Annotated in this window: 17 protein-coding genes, 1 rRNA gene and 2 riboswitches; of the genes, 9 read left to right on the forward strand and 9 right to left on the reverse strand. The window is 34.9% G+C overall.

What is annotated here, in order from left to right; genetic code table 11:
• From PLX19_RS25090 to PLX19_RS25100, 3 genes are all read right to left on the reverse strand, one after another.
• Positions 1-74 (reverse strand): 16S ribosomal RNA (locus PLX19_RS25090); the annotation flags it as partial.
• Between the two features lie 471 nt (positions 75-545).
• Positions 546-1,871: an NCS2 family permease gene (locus PLX19_RS25095; protein ID WP_272191660.1), complete on the reverse strand. Its 1,326-nt coding sequence runs from the start codon at positions 1,869-1,871 to the stop codon at positions 546-548.
• 130 nt (positions 1,872-2,001) lie between these two features.
• A riboswitch (purine riboswitch) is annotated at positions 2,002-2,103 on the reverse strand.
• A 302-nt stretch (positions 2,104-2,405) separates the two neighbouring features.
• Complete coding sequence (locus PLX19_RS25100; RefSeq protein WP_272191661.1) at positions 2,406-3,239, reverse strand: helix-turn-helix domain-containing protein; 834 nt, start codon at positions 3,237-3,239, stop codon at positions 2,406-2,408.
• Positions 3,240-3,566: 327 nt separating this feature from the next.
• On the opposite strand from PLX19_RS25100, the gene PLX19_RS25105 reads away from it, so the two are divergent.
• From PLX19_RS25105 to PLX19_RS25130, 6 genes are all read left to right on the forward strand, one after another.
• Positions 3,567-4,127: a hypothetical protein gene (locus tag PLX19_RS25105; RefSeq protein WP_272191662.1), complete on the forward strand. Its 561-nt coding sequence runs from the start codon at positions 3,567-3,569 to the stop codon at positions 4,125-4,127.
• A 3-nt stretch (positions 4,128-4,130) separates the two neighbouring features.
• Positions 4,131-4,919 carry an FtsK/SpoIIIE domain-containing protein gene (locus PLX19_RS25110; protein WP_272191663.1) on the forward strand — a complete coding sequence of 263 codons (789 nt, stop codon included), beginning with the start codon at positions 4,131-4,133 and terminating at the stop codon, positions 4,917-4,919.
• Positions 4,920-5,209: 290 nt separating this feature from the next.
• Positions 5,210-5,689 carry a hypothetical protein gene (locus tag PLX19_RS25115; RefSeq protein WP_272191664.1) on the forward strand — a complete coding sequence of 160 codons (480 nt, stop codon included), beginning with the start codon at positions 5,210-5,212 and terminating at the stop codon, positions 5,687-5,689.
• Positions 5,690-5,691: 2 nt separating this feature from the next.
• Positions 5,692-6,711, forward strand: coding sequence for a replication initiation factor domain-containing protein (locus tag PLX19_RS25120; protein WP_272191665.1), 1,020 nt, complete (start codon positions 5,692-5,694; stop codon positions 6,709-6,711).
• Between the two features lie 16 nt (positions 6,712-6,727).
• Positions 6,728-6,910, forward strand: a complete 183-nt coding sequence (locus tag PLX19_RS25125; protein ID WP_098536236.1) for a DUF3173 domain-containing protein — start codon at positions 6,728-6,730, stop codon at positions 6,908-6,910.
• A 54-nt stretch (positions 6,911-6,964) separates the two neighbouring features.
• On the forward strand, positions 6,965-8,170 hold the full coding sequence (locus PLX19_RS25130; protein WP_272191667.1) for a site-specific integrase: 1,206 nt from the start codon (positions 6,965-6,967) through the stop codon (positions 8,168-8,170).
• Between the two features lie 221 nt (positions 8,171-8,391).
• On the opposite strand, the gene PLX19_RS25135 is transcribed toward PLX19_RS25130, so the two are convergent.
• From PLX19_RS25135 to groES, 5 genes are all read right to left on the reverse strand, one after another.
• The gene (locus tag PLX19_RS25135) at positions 8,392-8,889 is read right to left on the reverse strand and encodes a type II toxin-antitoxin system PemK/MazF family toxin (protein WP_272191668.1); all 498 of its coding nucleotides are present in this window, start codon (positions 8,887-8,889) and stop codon (positions 8,392-8,394) included.
• A 21-nt stretch (positions 8,890-8,910) separates the two neighbouring features.
• Complete coding sequence (locus PLX19_RS25140; protein WP_272191669.1) at positions 8,911-9,702, reverse strand: DUF3800 domain-containing protein; 792 nt, start codon at positions 9,700-9,702, stop codon at positions 8,911-8,913.
• A gap of 181 nt (positions 9,703-9,883) precedes the next feature.
• Positions 9,884-11,422: a glutamine-hydrolyzing GMP synthase gene (gene guaA, locus PLX19_RS25145; RefSeq protein ID WP_277928613.1), complete on the reverse strand. Its 1,539-nt coding sequence runs from the start codon at positions 11,420-11,422 to the stop codon at positions 9,884-9,886.
• 151 nt (positions 11,423-11,573) lie between these two features.
• Positions 11,574-11,675, reverse strand: a riboswitch (purine riboswitch).
• A gap of 226 nt (positions 11,676-11,901) precedes the next feature.
• Entirely contained in the window at positions 11,902-13,536 is a 1,635-nt protein-coding gene (gene groL / locus PLX19_RS25150) for a chaperonin GroEL (protein WP_272191670.1), read from the reverse strand.
• Positions 13,537-13,574: 38 nt separating this feature from the next.
• Entirely contained in the window at positions 13,575-13,859 is a 285-nt protein-coding gene (gene groES / locus PLX19_RS25155) for a co-chaperone GroES (protein WP_020063193.1), read from the reverse strand.
• Positions 13,860-14,389: 530 nt separating this feature from the next.
• Between groES and PLX19_RS25160 the strand changes: the two genes are divergently transcribed.
• Together PLX19_RS25160 and PLX19_RS25165 are read left to right on the forward strand one after the other, a co-directional pair.
• Positions 14,390-15,109: a CPBP family intramembrane glutamic endopeptidase gene (locus tag PLX19_RS25160; RefSeq protein ID WP_272191671.1), complete on the forward strand. Its 720-nt coding sequence runs from the start codon at positions 14,390-14,392 to the stop codon at positions 15,107-15,109.
• Between the two features lie 11 nt (positions 15,110-15,120).
• On the forward strand, positions 15,121-15,327 hold the full coding sequence (locus PLX19_RS25165) for a YdiK family protein (protein WP_272191672.1): 207 nt from the start codon (positions 15,121-15,123) through the stop codon (positions 15,325-15,327).
• 23 nt (positions 15,328-15,350) lie between these two features.
• On the opposite strand, the gene PLX19_RS25170 is transcribed toward PLX19_RS25165, so the two are convergent.
• Entirely contained in the window at positions 15,351-15,980 is a 630-nt protein-coding gene (locus PLX19_RS25170) for a redox-sensing transcriptional repressor Rex (RefSeq protein ID WP_272191673.1), read from the reverse strand.
• Between the two features lie 183 nt (positions 15,981-16,163).
• Between PLX19_RS25170 and PLX19_RS25175 the strand changes: the two genes are divergently transcribed.
• The gene (locus PLX19_RS25175) at positions 16,164-18,089 is read left to right on the forward strand and encodes an ABC-F family ATP-binding cassette domain-containing protein (protein WP_272191677.1); all 1,926 of its coding nucleotides are present in this window, start codon (positions 16,164-16,166) and stop codon (positions 18,087-18,089) included.
• Positions 18,090-18,463: the final 374 nt, after the last annotated feature.

Consider the following 18,463-nt stretch of genomic DNA (forward strand, 5'->3'; position numbering starts at 1 on the left):
TCGGTTCGCTCGACTTGCATGTATTAGGCACGCCGCCAGCGTTCATCCTGAGCCAGGATCAAACTCTCCAATAAAGTTTGTCTAGCATCATAAATAAAAATTGACGTTTCACGTTGTTTGTTTCGTTCAGTTTTCAAAGAACTTATCCGCCGCTCAATTGCGACTTCCTTATGTTAACATCTCATTCATTCGATGTCAACTAGGTGTTTTATTTCGTTTTCGCTTTCTGCTCTGTTGCAGCAGCGACTCGTATAATACTACACTCTTTCATATTAAACGTCAATATGTTTTTCTAATAAAATATAAAAAGGCTCATTTTCTATTAATAAGCCTGTTGTCTATCCTCAATCAATATATAAGCCCCTGCTATGTACAGCTTGATTCTGCTCTTTTCAACTCATCTATTTCTCAAGTTATTTTCTTTATATAACTTATAAAACTTTTATCTATACAAATAACAAAAAATAAACTAGATCTCTCACACATTTATTATAAAATACAAAAAGGACTAGGCATCCCCTCCTAGTCCTTTCAGAAAAACCCCTTTATTTACGAACATACATAAAATAGAGTACAAACAAAATTGCCATGACATACATAATCGGATGAATTTCTTTTCTTCGTCCTTTTACAACCATTGTAATTGGATAGAAGATAAACCCAATCGCAATTCCCGTTGCGATACTGTATGTAAGCGGCATTGAAATAATTGTAAAAAATGCCGGTACTGCCGTTTCGAATTTCTTCCAATCAATTTCTCCTAATGATGAAACCATCAACACCCCTACAATAATTAAGGCTGGCGCTGTTACTGATGGTGTTACTACACTTAATAATGGTGAAAAGAAAAGTGCTAATAAGAAAAACCCTGCTGTTACAACTGCTGTAAATCCAGAGCGTCCTCCTGCTGCTACCCCTGCAGAGGATTCAATATAAGACGTTGTTGTTGATGTACCAAGTATTGCTCCGATTACAGTTGCAATCGCATCAGAGATTAACGCTTTCCCCGCACGTGGTAATTTATTATCTTTCATTAAGCCAGCTTGATTGGCAACTGCCACAAGCGTTCCCGCTGTATCAAAGAAATCGATAAAAAAGAAAGTTAATATAACAACGAGCATCTTAGCGGTAAAAATATCTCCAAGGTGTTGAAGAGCAACTCCGAATGTCGGTGTTAAGCTTGGAACTGCACCAACAATCGACTTTGGTGTATCAATTAACCCTGTTGCTACACCAACAATCGCTGTAAGCACCATTCCAAAGAATACTGCCCCATTAACGTTTCTTGTCATTAAAATAACGATTACAACTACACCAAAAATAGCAAGTAATGTCGTTCCTTTCGTTAAATCACCTAAACCAACAAGCACAGCATCATTATTTACAATAATCCCCGCATTTTGAAAACCAAGAAATGCGATGAACAACCCAATTCCAGCTGCTACTGCAAACTTTAATTCTGTTGGAATTGCGTTAATAATTTTTTCACGAAGGCCGGAAGCTGTAAGAATAATAAACATAATACCTGATACTAGTGTTCCAGCAATCGCCGTTTGCCATGGAATCCCCATTGTTAATACGGCTGTGTAAGCAAAGAAAGCATTAATCCCCATTCCCGGCGCTAGTGCGATTGGATACTTTGCAAAAATCCCCATAATTAGTGATCCAATTGCAGCTGCTAAAGCCGTAGCAACAAATACTGCTCCCGGATCCATTCCGGTTCCTGCCGGCAATCCCTTAACATGTCCCAGCGATAGTGTAGCGGGATTAACAAACAATACATATGCCATCGACAAAAATGTTGTTAATCCTGCAATGAACTCTGTTTTATAATTTGTGCCGAGCTCATCGAACTGAAAATAACGTTTCATCCTATGTTTCCCCCGTTATATAATTGCTCGTCGCACTCCTTACTAGCCCCTTTTTTATCTTTAAAAATAAAAAAGGCTTCCAATGCATTATACATGGAAGCGTCTGTAAATAAAGGCAAGTATCCCTTACCCTTATATTAAAACGCCTCGTAGTCAAGCCATTTACGGTAGCAAGGTAGAAACTTTCGGGCCATATTCCCGATATTATACGACGGCTGAAATATTCATTTTTATTATTAATTACATATTCATATTAACTCATATACAGGTAAGTGTCAATCTGAAAAACGAACGTTTTTTACTTAAAATTAATTTTCGTTCGTATAAAAACAAAAAAAGACGACCCATCTATACATAAAGGTATAGATGGGTCGTCTTCTATATTATGAAATTCAACTTATTCCCACTCGATAAAAAACTTATATTACTTTAAAAAGAACACTAATATTTAAAAGGTTTAAAACCCTATTTTGAATTTATAATAACATAAAATTTTTAGGGTTGGTATCAAAGGTGGTATCAGCTCACTTATTATTATTTGTCTAAATATTTTTCTTTAATTTTAATAAGCTCCGGATACATCCCTTTAAATAGCTCAATAATTTCATCAGATTTTTTAGAACCTATATCGTAATCTAAACCTCTTTGTGAGGTAATAATTGATATAATCTCTAAAGTTCCTCTAGTTGTCTTTAAATTCTCAATCATGAAATCTAAAAAATCTTCACTTTTGGTTTCAACTTTATTTACCTGATTAATATATAACTCTACACGAGTATTAAATTCTGTTTCAGCTACTTTATAAACCCTTTCATCTTCTCCATACTTAATAGTCGGTTGCTCTCTGCGAACTAAAGCTCTTACACGCGTAAGAAATTTTTCAATATTATATTCTGGCCCTTCAGAATATAAAGGATAGTTTGGGATTTTTTCAGCAAAATCGTTAGCAATTCGATTTAAATATTCAATAAAAATCGGGCTATAAATATCATAAAATAAATCATTGATTGTAACTGGATGTGGATACTCTTTAAAAGCATGATCTGAATTTTGCATCTTTAGCCATTTAGAATAAAGCTCATCAATAGTTTCTGGATAATCATTTAAGAGCTTTTCATATCCGCATGACAATAAATATTCATGAATGTAATTTTTAATTTCTCCATAATAAATCCACTCTTTTGAGACTCCTGCTAATAGAGCTATTTTTCCAATTATTTCTTCAGGAGGTAATGCTAAAGCTCTCAAATATGAGTTTAATGTTGATTTAGATATACCAATGCGTTCTGCCATAATGGCTATCGACATACCTGAATCTTCTCGTATTTTTTTTAATCTTTTTGCCACAGCTTCCCTATTCGGTTTCATCTCGTTTACCTCCTTTTAATCCATATTTAAATTTAATTCATCTTCATACAGAACTTTTAAACACCCTATGAGGCTCAATGTATTTTATCCACCTTTGAAATCTTTATCAAAAGACTATTGACTTTTATGATTATCATTATATACTTAAGTAGACTAATACGAAATTAATACGATTGAACTTCTAATAATACGACTTATATTTTTTTTGGAAAAACGTGTTAGTTTCGTATTATAAAGAAAGGTTGGATGCTATGAAAAATTAAAAAATAAAAAACAGTGTCTGCCAACACTGCTCAAAGTTCACAAAATTCTAGAAAGGAGAACTTTATGAAAATACCTCGTTATCATCATAAAGTAAAATTTAAAAACAAACAACCAGATTTAATATCATACTTTATTAAAATTTTACTAGGTTCGTTACCACTTATTTGCTATCTCATAATTGTCAATACTTTAAACAATTTAAACGAAGTAGGTATCTCCCTATCATTACCAACATACTTCTTTTTTATTGCTTGTCTAATATTAGCTGGTACTACTTTTTACACTTGGTTTAAGAGCCCGCTGTCATTCTCTAAAAATCAACGTATGAGTAACAAACTAAAAAAAATTATCGAAGTAAATAAATTTTATTCCGAAAATAGTGAAACTCATAAGATTATTTTATCTATGATTATCCACTTTTATTGGATAGAAGAAAAACTATACTTAGAAGTTTATCCAAATGGTGGTCATTATACTCATAAAATGAATGATCTAACCTTAATTTTTCAAACTGCTTTAAACATGACTGTAATTACTGTGCAAGACGATTATGCTGACCATACAACTTATATTCTAACTAAGGAAACATCTAATTTTATTAATGCTACAAACAGTTGGGAGTAAAATATGGACCACTACATACCGTTAGATCAAGATAAGCACTTTAATTTTTCTACCAAACAAATTGGGGCAATCATTCAAGCAGCTACTGGACAAGGAAAAACTCGCTTTCTCTCTTACCTTATACTTTCAGCAGCTAAACTTGGAGCAGATGTATTTTTTATCGATGGTAAGCGTTCAGATTTATACGCTTTACGTTTTGCCTTCCCAGAAGATTTAAGAGAAAGTCATGTAGCAAGTACACCTAATCAAGCTTGCCGTTTACTACGTGAAGCTATTGATAGAATGAACAATCGTTATGATAAATATTTTTCTAATGAGAATTCTGCTGTCGGAGAAACTTACAATTACTATAGATTAAGACCCATTTTCATATTTTTTGATGAGCTTATCGCTACGATGGGCGAAGACAAACGCTTAGGTAAAGAGATTGAGTCTTATTTGATTCAACTGATGCTAAAAGGTCGTCAAGCAGGGATGTTCGCGATTTTATCTTCACAACGTTTTTCTGCCGAAGTTCTAAGTACCACTATTCGCGAAAATGCTGGTATGCGTGTGGCATTAGGAAGAATGTCTAAAGATAGTTATCGTATGGTACTTGGTGACTTTTATGATGAATTACCTGTAGCAGAAAAAGGGATAGGAAAAGGCTACATTTATTTAGATGGCTTAGGTTGGAGTACACCTAGAGCCTTTACCACACCCATTTTAGACACATCGCAAGTAAATGTACGAGAAACGCTTGCTCGCTTCATTTCTCAAGGTATCGAGAAATACGGATTAAATGCAGACTAGGTGGTATTAACTCCCCCCACCTTGTAGCGCTCGAGAGATAATGATTGAGATCCTTGCACAAGCAAAGGATAGGCGGAGCCGGTTCAATTATTGTCTCTCGAGTGCAATCACGAAGCGATAGTGGAGTGACATATCTTTTGTTCAGGATTATAAAAGCGTAGCTCCCCCGTTAGTAACACGGGGGAATTAAACTCAAGCCGTTACCGTTAAAGCCTCAGTGTTACTGGCTTCATAACACTTTTGAAATCCCGACAGTTCGGGAAAGCTAAACAACCGGAAGGAAGATTTAAATGACTACAAAACTGAAATTAAATGCAACTACAAAAATTTCATTAACAGATGGTACTGAACAAGATTTAGCCAATTTACAATTTGATTTAAAACAGTTCAAGCTTCCTAAACAATTCTTATTCCTTGCTAACGAACTTTCAATTAAAGCCGAAAAAGAACGTACTCCTTTAGGCGAGTACGTTGAAACAGGTGCTACTACTTTAACATTTAAGGTTTATGATCGTACTTTAGTTGAATTAGCAATTGCAAATCAACTAACTGAATATGGCTCTCCAATTACGATTGTCATTGAACACCAAGATTCTTTACCAGTACTAGATTCATATGAAGAAGATGAATTTATTCCAATTACCTTTAACAATCTAGCTGTCTATCCTAAAAAGGTTCAAAAGAAAGCTTATGCAAATGGATCAATGATTGATACATGGCAATTTGCAGAATTAAAAGTAAGTGCTTCAACTTATAAAATCGGAGAATAATTTTGAGAAAGAATGAATGTTTAATTGATTGGTTACGATTTTCTATTCCTAACACAAATTTAAAAAATATTGCTGAAAATATTTTAGGAATCCCTATTGAAGAATTTGGAGTTGAAGGTAAAAGTAGTCCTTTTCCTACTTACGATACCCGTTTTTGTTTCGCTAACATCGAACTTCATAAAAGTAATCTTCATTCAAACATTCTCGTTAATCTTTCAGGTACAGCCTGCAGACAGTACGAAGAATATATGTCACAAACTACTGGATGGCATTGGCAAGCTTTTATTTCAACAATTTTAAAAGCAGAAGCAAATCCAACTCGCATTGATTTAGCATTAGATATTTTTGATGATAGTTCTCCCAGTGTTCAAAAGTTACAGGACTATGTGAAACGAGGACAACTATCTACTAGAGCACATACTTTCAAAGAGCTTAACAGTGGGAGAATTTTAGACGGAGAGCTAATGGGATTTACCTTATACATTGGCTCTTCCCCACAAATGCTTAGAATTTATGATAAAAAGCAAGAGGTTCGAGATAATACAGGCGAAGTATTGAACATTAACAAATGGGTTCGTTGGGAGCTAGAACTAGGGGATAAAAAGGCTTTACAAGTTTGTAATTTAATTTCTGATGGTATTCCTTTAAATAATGTCATAAAAGGCATATTAGGAAGTCACTATTCATTTAAAACACAACCTAAAGAAAAAAAAGATTTTCATAATAAAGCACGTTGGAATAATATGCGTTGGTGGGATAAGTTCATCGAAGGATTACCTAAAATTCCATTAAGAGTTATAAAAGAAAAAGTTACGATGAAAACAAAAAAACAGTGGATTGAAAAGTCCACAACAAAATCTCGAGCAATGGTTTATGAATCATACAAACAAGCTTTTGGACAAGCATATGCAGATGCTTATTTACGAGAAGAGATTTTATTAGGTAAAAGTAAATTTACAGATAGAGATAAATCCATGATTGAACAATCCGTAAACGAATTACTAGGTGAAAAAGAAATTTAAGAAATGAGGTTATACAATGTCTACTGTTATTAGTAAAGAAGATTTAATTGCAGTCGGCTATCCGAAAGCTACTGCACAAGGGATTATTCGTGAAGCAAAGGCACTTATGATTCAAAAGGGTTATACGTTCTACGACAATAAACGTTTGGGTCGTGTACCTAAAGAAGCTGTCGAACAAATTACGGGAATTAAATTTTAAAACATTAAGGGGACTTCAAGTAAGTCCCTTTTCTATAAAGATTGGAATGATAAGATGGCAAAACTTACTGGTATATATAAAGATAAGAAAACTGGAAAGTGGTATTACTCTGTTTCCCTAGGCTTTGATGCCATTACAGGTAAACGAATTCGGAAAGTTCGTAGAGGTTTCAATTCACAAAAAGCAGCGTATGAAGCAAAAACAGAGGAACTGAAAAATGCGCAAGAGATAGGACAGCTATCAAATAGTGGTATGGATTATGCTACTTATATTGAACAGTTATTCCTCCCAGACTATAAATCTCGTGTAGAAACAACAACCTACAAAACTCGTCTTCCTGTGTTCAATAAAATAAAAAGCCAATTTGGAAAGAAAAAAGTTGATAGCATTACGAATTTGGATATTCAAATTTGGAAAAATAGTTTAACTGAACAATATTCACAAAACTATGCACGTATGGTTTTTGGTTTATTTTCTCAAACTTTAGAGAAAGCCATTAATTTAGGTATGATTAAAACTAATCGTGCTAAGCAAGTAGGTGCAATAAAGAAAGAAAAAGTAAAAGTTGAATTTTGGACCAAGAATGAATTTGAGAAAGTTTTATCAACATTTAATCTTGATGATTATTATGAACATTATTCTTTTATCATCATCTGGCTATACTTTATGACTGGGCTACGAGTAAATGAAGCAACTGCTCTACGTTGGAAAGAGGATATTGATTTAGAAAATCGAACATTAACCGTTAGTCACTCTCTACGTATGACTAACGGGAGCAAATGGGAGTTAGGCCCAACAAAAACACAAGCGGGTATGAGAACAATTGCTTTAGATGCTGATACCATAGAAAATTTACAGCATTGGAAAGTAGCACAAGAAAAAGTAAGTACAATCGATTTTGTACTTTCTTATGATGGAAGACCAACATGGAAGTCTACTATTGCTCGTATCATCACACGTCACGCAAAATTAGCTGGGGTAAAACGTATCCAAGCAAAAGGCTTACGTCACTCTCATGCTTCTTTTCTGATTAACGAATATAACGTTAACCCACTTGTTATTAAAGATCGTTTAGGACATGAAGATATCAAAACAACATTAAGTACCTATTCGCATTTATATCCGAATGTAAACTTCGAAATTGCAAACAGCATGACTGGCTCGATTCATTATAAAACCTCTCCTGAAAAGAAAACTAAGTTTCAAGGTAATCAGTCATTTAAATACAATGTAGCTAGAAATACAAAAAATGATCTGTAATCTATATTTACAATAGAATATAAGATAAACAATACATTATTCAAGGCAATTAATATTTAGTAAAAACTTTCAGACGTCAAATAAAAAGAAGACCTCTCATAGGGGTCTTCAGTCCAAAAACACAAACATATTAAATATGCGTTTGAGCTATCCTCAAACCACTATGTGTCATTTTATCAACCTCACATGGGGTCGATGTCGTACTCTTATTATATCCATTTTTATATTTTTAAGTCAAGGTAATTGATTATTTTTTGATTTATGTCAGTTTGAGTTCGCTCATCTAAGCAACCTAATCTTTCCTGCAACCGACTTTTACAAACTGTTTTTAGCTGATCTAATTTAACAACAGAATCTTCAGCTAAATAATTAAATTTCCATTGATGTAAACGATATTGAGATTTAAATCTCAACACTCTTCTAGTTCTTCCATCTTTTCTGATTTCTTTTGTAACTATTGTGGTACTTAAAGGCGCAACAGTTACAGTCGATGTTCTATCATTAAAGAAATCCGAGGAGATAATTAAGACTGGACGCAATTTACATTGTTCATGTCCTATATTTTCACCCAAGTAACAATTATAAACTTCACCTTTAGATACTTTAATTTCTTTAATTGAATGTTCCTTATCAAAAAAAGCAATGGCTAATTTCTCTTTTTCTTCTCGCCATTTATTTAATTTATCTAGTTTTTCATCTTTTTTTGTACTAATTGCCATTCAAAATCACCTCATAAAAATTTAAGGGAAAATTTTTATTCCATATCCTGAGAAATTCGGATAATTATAAAAGTTCTTTTCCACTTCTTTAAATAAGAACGATGGATTATCATTTTTTATATAGTTATAAATCTCATAACCTATTAAATCAGCAGCCTCTAAATGTGGAAAAGAAAGCTTATTATTAATAGTCCTTTTAGGATTAAAATAAACACCCTTAATATTTCTAAATCTTTGTTTCTCTAAGAATCTGTTTCCTTTATCTAACACAGATACAGCAGAGTCTAATAAAACCATATTTTCTTTTTTCCCTCTGGACTCCACTACTACTACGCCGTTTTTATTGCATTTGCACAAATACAAAGCAAATCTTTCTAAAATAAATTCTAAACAAAAATTATACACTGGATAAGGATCCGAGTATTTAGATATATGTAATTTTTTATTAATAGATGACGAAAATATTTTATAATCTAACTTTTTTAATGTTAGTTGTAATTCTGAAATAAATTCTTCGTAATTAATCAATTTAGGATTAAATGGTCCTGTTTTTTTTCTAATGTCTCTAGAATGAAAAACTACCCTTTTTTTATTAAAGATGCCATTATCCCAATACTTAAGTTTTAAATTGGTTATTTCATCTTTTAAAAGGAGACATTGTTCTTTATCAAAAAGAAGACCCGTTATCGTAAACCATTTGTTTCCGGATTCAACATTATTCAAATTAGGAACGCCATTTTCATCAACGAATAGAATATAATTGATATTACTAGGCCATTCCAACAAAGGAATTGGTTTACCTTTCCAAACCATTTATATCCCTCTTTTCGACATAAAACTTAATAATAACTTATTATACCTTTTTTTAGAAAATAAGTATATTTTTATATCAGAAATTTTTAAATGCAAAGGATATTGGTATCAAAACTGGTACCACTATAAATAAAAGAGGCTTGGAGTGCCTTTAAAATATGCACTCCAAGCTTTTTTATTATTATTCCCACTCAATTGTTGCTGGTGGCTTAGAAGTAATATCATACACGATACGGTTAACGTGCTTCACTTCGTTTACGATACGTACAGAGATTTTCTCTAATACATCCCACGGAATACGTGCCCAGTCTGCTGTCATACCATCAATAGATGTTACTGCACGAATACCTACTGTGTAATCATACGTACGCTCGTCACCCATAACACCTACACTTCGCATACCAGGAAGTGCAGTGAAATATTGCCAAACTTCACGATCTAAACCAGCTTTTTTGATTTCTTCACGTAAAATTGCATCAGATTCACGAACGATTTCTAATTTCTCTTCTGTAATTTCACCTAATACACGAATACCAAGTCCTGGACCTGGGAATGGTTGACGCCATACGATTTCGTCTGGAATTCCTAATTCAGAACCTAACTCACGTACTTCGTCTTTAAACAACGTATTTAAAGGCTCGATTAATTTGAACTGCATATCTTCTGGAAGTCCACCAACGTTATGGTGAGATTTAATTGTTTGTGCAGTCGCTGTACCACTTTCAATAATATCTGTGTACAGTGTACCTTGTGCCAAGAAGTCCATTCCTTCTAGTCTAGAAGCTTCGTCATCAAATACATAAATAAATTCGTTACCGATGATTTTACGTTTTTGTTCTGGATCTTCAACACCTGCTAATTTACTCATGAAGCGTTCTTTTGCATCCACTTTAATAACATTCATGTGGAAACCTTCACTAAATGTTTTCATAACCCCTTCAGCTTCCCCTTTACGAAGTAAGCCGTGGTCAACGAAAATACATGTTAATTGGTCACCGATTGCTTTATGAATTAATACAGCTACAACAGAAGAATCTACGCCACCGCTAAGTGCACATAGTACTTTCTTGTCGCCAACTGTTTCACGAATCTTTTCTAATTCTACTTCAATGAAGTTCTCCATGTTCCAGCCTTCAGTACAACCACAAACACCGAATACAAAGTTCTTAATTAAATCGTTACCGTGCTCAGAGTGACGCACTTCTGGGTGGAATTGTACACCATATAAGTTTTGTGCTTCATTGCTCATACCAGCAATTGGACAAGAGTCACTTGTTGAATCTACTACGAAACCTTCTGGTAAACCTGTTACTAAGTCACCATGACTCATCCAAACAACTTGTTCTTCTGGAAGGTTTGTATATAATTTCGATTGGTTCTCTACTTTTAATACTGCTTTTCCGTACTCACGATGGTCTGCACGTTCTACTTTTCCACCAAAGTGCTTTGTCATTAACTGCATGCCGTAGCAAATACCGAAGATCGGTAAGCCTAAATCAAAGATTTTTTCGTCACAGTGGAATGCACTTTCGCCATATACACTGTTCGGTCCACCAGAGAAGATAATTCCTTTTGGATTCATCGCTTTAATTTCTTCTGCTGTAATTGTATGTGGATGAAGTTCACTATACACGCCAAATTCACGAATGCGACGCGCAATTAACTGATTGTACTGACTTCCAAAATCTAAAACGATAATCGTATCGTGTTGTTTCTTCAAAATAATCACCCCATAGTTCTGTATATAAACATTTTCACCAATTTGGTAAAAACAATTACCAATATAATAAAAAAAGCTAGTCCCCTGCCCTCAGTCTCATAACAAAGAAAAGGCAGGAGTCTAGCTTTATAAAGGAATTTGTTCCTTATAAATATAGACACACTGCCTTCATAGTCAGGTTGTTTACGGTAACCCGGTAGAGACTCTCAATCCGTATTATTGAGGATATATGAAGGAACGTTTAATATTATCTTTCTAGATTCTAACAATGAAACGTGAATACGGTCAAGGAGAAAGCGACAAAATTCTACAGAAATTATTTCCCTATATAGTGAGACCGCTCTCAACGATTGTTTGTACACGAAGTTTTTTCAAGTATCTCTATGTATCTAACACAAAAAGACTACTTCCTTTCATTAGGAAGTAGCCTTTTTACTAACTATTTATAACATTGAACAGCTTCTCATAATGAGGGCTTATTACATCATGCCGCCCATACCGCCCATGCCCATGCCGCCCATGTCAGGCATTGCAGGTGCGTTTGGTTCCGGCTTGTCAGCAACAACTGCTTCAGTTGTTAAGAACATCGCCGCAACAGATGCTGCGTTTTGAAGAGCAGAACGAGTTACTTTCGTTGGATCTACGATACCAGACTCAAGCATATTTACCCATTCGCCTGTTGCTGCGTTGAAACCAACGCCAACTTTTTCGCCTTTTAAGCGCTCTACAACTACAGAACCTTCTAAACCAGCGTTCACTGCGATTTGACGAACCGGCTCTTCTAACGCACGAAGTACGATGTTAATACCTGTTGCTTCGTCGCCTTCAGCTGCAAGACCAGCTACTTTAGTATATACGTTCATAAGTGCAGTACCACCACCAGCAACAATACCTTCTTCTACTGCTGCACGAGTTGAGTTAAGTGCATCTTCAATGCGAAGTTTGCGCTCTTTCAATTCAGTTTCAGTTGCCGCACCCACTTTAATTACAGCTACGCCACCCGCTAATTTAGCAAGACGTTCTTGTAATTTTTCGCGATCGAATTCAGAAGTTGTTTCTTCTAACTGCGCACGAATTTGACCGATGCGAGCTTCGATTTGTTCTGTGTTTCCTACACCTTCAACAATTGTTGTATTTTCTTTCGTTACAACAATTTTGCCAGCACGGCCTAGAGATGCAATAGTTGCAGATTTTAAGTCACGGCCTAACTCTTCTGTAATTACTTCACCGCCAGTTAAGATTGCGATATCTTCTAACATCGCTTTACGACGATCACCGAAGCCAGGAGCTTTAACAGCTACTACGTTGAACGTACCACGAAGTTTATTTACTACTAATGTAGCTAACGCTTCGCCTTCTACGTCTTCAGAGATGATAAGAAGTGGTTTACCTTGTTGTACCACTTGCTCTAATACTGGTAAGATTTCTTGAATGCTAGAAACCTTTTTATCTGTAATTAAGATAAATGGATTATCAAGAACAGCTTCCATTTTATCAGAATCAGTAATCATGTAAGGAGAAGCATATCCACGGTCGAACTGCATACCTTCTACTACATCTAATTCTGTTGTGAATCCTTTAGATTCTTCTAATGTAATAACGCCGTCGTTACCAACGCGCTCCATCGCTTCTGCAATTAATTGTCCTACTTCTTCGTCAGCAGCAGAAATAGCAGCTACTTGTGCAATAGAAGATTTACCTTCGATTGGTTTAGAAATCGTTTTTAATTCTTCAATTGCTGCTACAACAGCTTTTTCAATACCTTTACGAAGACCCATTGGATTCGCACCAGCTGTTACGTTCTTTAAACCTTCACGAATCATTGCTTGCGCTAATACAGTTGCAGTTGTTGTTCCATCACCAGCTACATCGTTTGTTTTGCTAGCAACTTCTGCAACTAGTTTTGCACCCATATTTTCAAATGCATCTTCTAATTCAATTTCTTTTGCGATTGTTACACCGTCATTTGTAATAAGCGGAGAACCGAATTTTTTCTCAAGTACAACGTTACGACCTTTTGGTCCAAGTGTAACTTTTACTGCGTTTGCAAGAGTGTCGACACCGCGAAGCATCGAACGACGTGCTTCTTCACTAAATTTAATATCTTTTGCCATAATATTTGACCCCCTTGAATTTTTAAAGATTTATATAATTAACCAATAATTGCTAAGATGTCGCTTTCACGTAAAATTAAGTATTCTGTACCTTCGTATTTCACTTCAGTACCTGCATATTTTGAGAAGATGATACGATCTCCTGTAGCTACATCTAAAGCAACACGCTCACCATTTTCAAGCACACGACCAGTACCAACTGCCACTACTTTACCTTCTTGTGGTTTTTCTTTTGCAGTGTCTGGTAGTACGATACCACTTGCTGTTTTTTCTTCTGCCTGAACAAGTTCAATAATAACGCGATCACCTAATGGCTTTAGCATGAACAACAACCTCCTCAATTTATTATGTAAATTTTATATTTATTAGCACTCTAACACTTCGAGTGCTAACACACTTATTATAATAAAGAATCTCATTTTCTTTTGCAAGTGAAAAAATCGTAATTTTTCGGAAAACTATTTTATCCCCTCTTCCACTTGTTCCAAAGTGTTTATACCTTACTTAATAATTACATAATGGAAGATGCATTGATACATATATCCATTTTAATTTTCCGACATATTAAGTCACTGCTATACAAAATACAACATGACCGTTACTTGCTCCCTTTGTTTATAAACATCGCATGTGGCAGGAAAAGGCTCTGACTGCTTCTAAGCACAGCCAACTACTCTCGTCCTCCTCTAAAAAGAAAGGGGCCTATGGCGTTTTTTAACTTGCACATGATAGAGATTCCATCTTTTTTTCACCTTCTCCTATGTTACAATAAGAAAGATGCCATAAGTTGTTTTCTCTATGGATAGAGCATTTTCCTTTTTCTTTACAAAAAATTCAAAAAGGAGTTACGAAATTGAAGAGACAATATTGGTGGGTTATTGTTACATATATTTTGATGCAATTATCAGGTATAATCGGTGGATGGATTCTTTTAAAAAGCGGAGTATACAATAATGGACACCGGACCTTTGAAGAAAAAGTTCAACTGGCAAGTGCACATTGGGGACTGATTAGCTTCTTTATCGCTCTTATCATCATCTTTGTGTTACTCCGTAATGATACAGAATCCGAAAAATGGAATCGCGGAAAAACAAACATACCTGCTACGATAGGGTGGATTATTCTAGGAGTTTTTCTTGCTTTATTTGCCCAAGTTATTGCTGGCACAATTGAAACACAAGTTTTTAAAATTAAAGCAGAATCTGAAAATACACAAAACATTATCGATATTATAAAAGCTGCGCCATTATTTATGATTGTTTCATCTATATTTGCTCCTATTCTTGAGGAGATTGTATTTAGAAAAATTCTATTTGGCACACTATATAAACGATATAACTTCTTTATCGCAGCAATCGTAAGTTCGCTTATATTTGCTCTCATTCATTTTGACCCTACACATTTATTAGTGTATATTTCCATGGGACTTGTTTTTTCATTTTTATACGTACAAACAAAACGAATTATTGTACCAATTATGGCTCATGTTATGATGAATACAAATGTTATGTTAATTACATTCGTACTTCGTCCTTATCTAGAAAAAGCTGAAAAACTGCAAGGATTCATCTGAGGATTTTAAACATGCGAAATTCACCATTTGTTATGGCAACTTTGTACTTTCTTCTAGGTTGTATATTTACATACTTAGCAATCACAAGTGTGGAAGACACGATTTGGAATTTTTACACAATACTACTTGCCATAATGGCAACAGTTGATTTTAATTTGGCAATTCGCCTTCTTTTTTCTAAACCGAAAAAAGATAGCCAGAAAAATTATCCACAATAAAAACGCAGGAATCTCCTGCGTTTTTATTGTGGATAATTTTTCAAAAAGTACACGAGCGTTTGTAACTCTACCGCTAAATCAATATGATGAATTCGAATATGTTCTGATATGTTTAGCCTAGCAGGTGTAAAGTTTAAAACACCTTGTATGCTCGTATGTGATAAGCGATCTGCTACAGCTTGTGCAACAGAAGCAGGCACTGTTAATATTGCCACTTTTATATCACCCGATAGTCTCTCTTCTAACTCATCCAGATGATATACTGGAATCCCGCCGATTTCTTTTCCAACTTTCTCTTCATCAACGTCAAATGCCATCTCAATTTTTGTATTATTATTTTTCGTAAAATTGTAATGTAAGAAAGCGGTACCTAAATTACCTACCCCAATTAACGCTACACGTGTTACATCGTCTTGATCAAGTGTTTCACGAAAAAACGACAATAAATAATTTACATTATAGCCATATCCCTTTTTCCCTAATGCCCCAAAATATGAAAAATCTCTTCGAATTGTCGCTGAATCCACTTTCACCGCTTCACTTAATTCTGCAGATGATACGCGTTGCTTACCAGATAACGATAGGTTTTGGATAAATCGATAGTATAGAGGCAATCTTTTGGCAGTTGCCTGCGGAATTTTAGGCTGCTCCATGCAACCCCCTCCTCTCTTCCTATCTGTTCAAGTGATTGAAACATGTACGGAAGTTTAGCATTGATAGTTTTCCTTGTATAATAGAGAGAGAATTTCTCTATTTATGTTCAACTATACACTATTTTTAGTATGATTGAGAAATATAATCATGGCAAAGTTAAGAAAATATTTGAGGTGAAAACATTGATTTTACTACAAGTGAATAACCTTTCCAAGTTGTTCGCCGCCGAAGTGATTCTTTCAAACATTAAGTTAGAAGTACAGACGCGCGATCGTATTGCACTTGTCGGGCGTAATGGCGCAGGAAAGTCTACATTATTAAAGATTATTGCCGGAGAATTATCCCATGACGGCGGCGAAATTATAAAGCCGAAAGATGTATCTATCGGTTACTTAGCGCAGCACACTGGTCTTGAAACATCATTAACAATTTGGGATGAAATGCTAACGGTCTTTCTTCACTTACAACGCATGGAGAAAGAACTCCGCAGACTAGAACAAGAAATGGGAAAAGAAGAGAATTTCACAAATGAAACCATTTATGAAAAATTGTTAGCAGAATATGATCGTCTACAATTAGACTATAAAAATGAAGGCGGCTATCAATACGAAGCTGATATTCGTTCTGTTTTAAGCGGTCTTGGTTTTCCTCCCGAAACACACGGAACGACAATCTCCACATTAAGCGGTGGACAAAAGACTCGTTTAGCTCTCGGGAAGTTATTATTAACAAAACCAGATTTGCTTATTCTCGATGAGCCAACCAACCATTTAGATATCGATACATTAACGTGGCTCGAGCAATATTTACAAGGTTATCCTGGGGCTATTTTAATCGTTTCACACGATCGGTACTTTCTAGATAGACTTGTCACACAAGTATATGAAATCTCCAATAAACAAAGTCGAAAGTACACAGGAAACTATAGTAAATACTTAGACCTTAAAGCGGCCCTATATGAACAAGAGATGAAACGTTACGAAAAACAGCAAGAAGAAGTAACAAAATTGCAAGATTTTATCCAGAAAAATATTGCCCGTGCGTCTACAACAAAACGAGCGCAAAGCCGCCGAAAACAATTAGATCGTATGGAACTTATGGACAAACCAATCGGCGATACAAAATCCGCTTCTTTCCACTTTGATATCGATAAACAAAGTGGTAATGACGTATTACAAGTAAGAGATGTGACAATTGGCTATGAGAATGAGCCAATTATTCAAAACATTCGCTTCCAATTAACGAGAGGTGATAGTGTTGCGCTAGTCGGTCCAAACGGCATCGGAAAATCCACTTTATTAAAATCTCTTGTGGATAAACTTCGCCCTTTAAACGGTACTATCTCGTTTGGTTCTAACGTTTCTATCGGATATTATGACCAAGAACAAGCAAACTTAACATCATCAAAACGTGTATTAGATGAACTTTGGGATGATTATCCGATGCAACCAGAAAAAGAGATTCGCACAGTACTTGGGAACTTTTTATTTTCTGGTGACGACGTTCTAAAACCTGTTTCTTCTTTAAGCGGTGGACAAAAGGCACGTTTAGCTCTTGCAAAGCTTATGATGCAAAAGTCAAATGTACTTATTTTAGATGAACCAACCAACCATTTAGATTTAAGCAGCAAAGAAATTTTAGAAAATGCGCTTATTGATTTTCCAGGAACGATTTTATTTGTTTCCCATGACCGCTATTTCATTAATCGCATTGCCACAAAAGTGATTGAGTTATCCCAGAGCGGAGCTGAGGAATACCTCGGTGATTACGATTATTATATAGAAAAGAAAAATGAAATGCTCGAACGCGCTGAACTTGAAGACCACGAAACAAATAAACCTGTACAAAAACAAGTGGCACAAGAAAAATTAAATTACATCGAAGAAAAAGAACGTAAAAAGCAAGAACGCCAACGTATGCGTAGAATTGAAGAACTAGAAGAAAAAATTGCAGCAATTGAAGAAAAAATCATGGCATTAGAGGAACAACTTTGTCTTCCAGAAGTATATGCTGATTACGAGAGAGCCAGTGATATTACAGCAGAAAAACAAACACTTCAAGAACAATTAGAAGTATGTATGGAAGAATGGGAAGAATTACAACTATGAAACGGTCAGTGATTCCACTGACCGTTTTATTTATCCCGCTATTTTAGGATAGTAAGACCCCACTGATAGAAGTTTCACTTTATCCACAGTAATATCCACAGATTCACCTTTATATTTTCAATACAAACAAAAGTTTTCCACATTATACACAATAACGATAATATTTATCCACATTTTATACTCACAAAAAAACCTACATTATCAACAGATAATATAGGTTTTATCCACATGTTGTGGTTAATTCTGTGTATAAAATTACATCTTTTATCAAAAAGGATTTCTCTATCCACAACTAACCGTTCTTGAATCATGATTCAATATCCAAACCAGGGTTTGCATTTAATGCTAACGTTGCTCTCTTTCCTTGCTCATAT

The sequence above is a fragment of the Bacillus sp. BP-3 genome, assembly GCF_028401955.1.
GTDB lineage: Bacteria > Bacillota > Bacilli > Bacillales > Bacillaceae_G > Bacillus_A.

Coding starts and splice junctions, on each gene's coding strand:
- groES (WP_020063193.1), bottom strand. CDS start 13,859: ATGCTAAAGCCATTAGGTGATCGCGTTATTATTGAACTTGTTCAGGCA.
- PLX19_RS25110 (WP_272191663.1), top strand. CDS start 4,131: ATGGACCACTACATACCGTTAGATCAAGATAAGCACTTTAATTTTTCT.
- PLX19_RS25125 (WP_098536236.1), top strand. CDS start 6,728: ATGTCTACTGTTATTAGTAAAGAAGATTTAATTGCAGTCGGCTATCCG.
- groL (WP_272191670.1), bottom strand. CDS start 13,536: ATGGCAAAAGATATTAAATTTAGTGAAGAAGCACGTCGTTCGATGCTT.
- PLX19_RS25170 (WP_272191673.1), bottom strand. CDS start 15,980: ATGGAGCAGCCTAAAATTCCGCAGGCAACTGCCAAAAGATTGCCTCTA.
- PLX19_RS25105 (WP_272191662.1), top strand. CDS start 3,567: ATGAAAATACCTCGTTATCATCATAAAGTAAAATTTAAAAACAAACAA.
- PLX19_RS25130 (WP_272191667.1), top strand. CDS start 6,965: ATGGCAAAACTTACTGGTATATATAAAGATAAGAAAACTGGAAAGTGG.
- PLX19_RS25100 (WP_272191661.1), bottom strand. CDS start 3,239: ATGAAACCGAATAGGGAAGCTGTGGCAAAAAGATTAAAAAAAATACGA.
- PLX19_RS25135 (WP_272191668.1), bottom strand. CDS start 8,889: ATGGCAATTAGTACAAAAAAAGATGAAAAACTAGATAAATTAAATAAA.
- PLX19_RS25140 (WP_272191669.1), bottom strand. CDS start 9,702: ATGGTTTGGAAAGGTAAACCAATTCCTTTGTTGGAATGGCCTAGTAAT.
- PLX19_RS25115 (WP_272191664.1), top strand. CDS start 5,210: ATGACTACAAAACTGAAATTAAATGCAACTACAAAAATTTCATTAACA.
- PLX19_RS25095 (WP_272191660.1), bottom strand. CDS start 1,871: ATGAAACGTTATTTTCAGTTCGATGAGCTCGGCACAAATTATAAAACA.
- PLX19_RS25165 (WP_272191672.1), top strand. CDS start 15,121: ATGCGAAATTCACCATTTGTTATGGCAACTTTGTACTTTCTTCTAGGT.